This is a genomic window from Rhodococcus sp. MT28 (genome assembly GCF_058792695.1).
In genome coordinates this window covers 1-601 of sequence record NZ_JBXAFD010000082.1, presented here as the reverse complement: position 1 = coordinate 601, position 601 = coordinate 1, and the positions used below count along the sequence as shown (strand labels likewise).

1 protein-coding gene and 1 pseudogene are annotated in these 601 nt (G+C 62.9%); one reads left to right on the top strand and one right to left on the bottom strand.

What is annotated here, in order from left to right; genetic code table 11:
• On the top strand, positions 1-105 hold a 105-nt coding region (locus AC1Q6C_RS33725; RefSeq protein WP_492667138.1), incomplete at its 5' end, for a helix-turn-helix domain-containing protein.
• Between the two features lie 289 nt (positions 106-394).
• Here the strand turns inward: AC1Q6C_RS33725 and AC1Q6C_RS33720 are convergent.
• Positions 395-601, bottom strand: a pseudogene (locus AC1Q6C_RS33720) (hypothetical protein); the annotation flags it as partial.

Genomic DNA, 601 nt, shown 5'->3' with positions numbered 1-601 from the left:
GTGACTGAGGTCGCCACGGAGCTCGGATACAGTGACCTCACCAACTTCTCACACGCCTTCAAGCGATGGACCGGCCGCTCTCCGAACGAGTTCCGGCATCCATGACGCTGAGCCGCCCGGTCTCCGACGGGTTGAGGGGGCTGGCGGATGCGGTAAATCAGTGTGGGGCCGTTCCCAGTGCATGAGATCAGTGGTACTCCAGGGGCCGACCAAGATTTCGGTCCGACAGGATCTTCCTGAGTCTCGGGGTCACCGCAACGGCGTGATCAGTGGTGGAATCCGCGTCGACGTGGGCACTTTGCAGCCAAAGCGAGGGGTTATGCCTGCTGTGTGGGCATGGGCATGTGCTCGGGCATGATCATCTTTCTCGGAAGTGACAGCTCCGCATGGGAACCTAGATTTTCCGGATTGAAGGCAGGTGCTGCGGCAGTTGTGGCCGCGGGCCGGAGCGCCAGCCGACCACCTTTGTTCGAGAACGCCTGCTTGGGCACGTCAAGACACCCCCGAAGTTGGGCGCGGCCGCGTCGAGTAACCGGTTGCGTGAGCGTGCTAGCCGCGGATCGGCCTGCTCGTCGACTGCGGTGAGTGAGTCGGTCGTGGC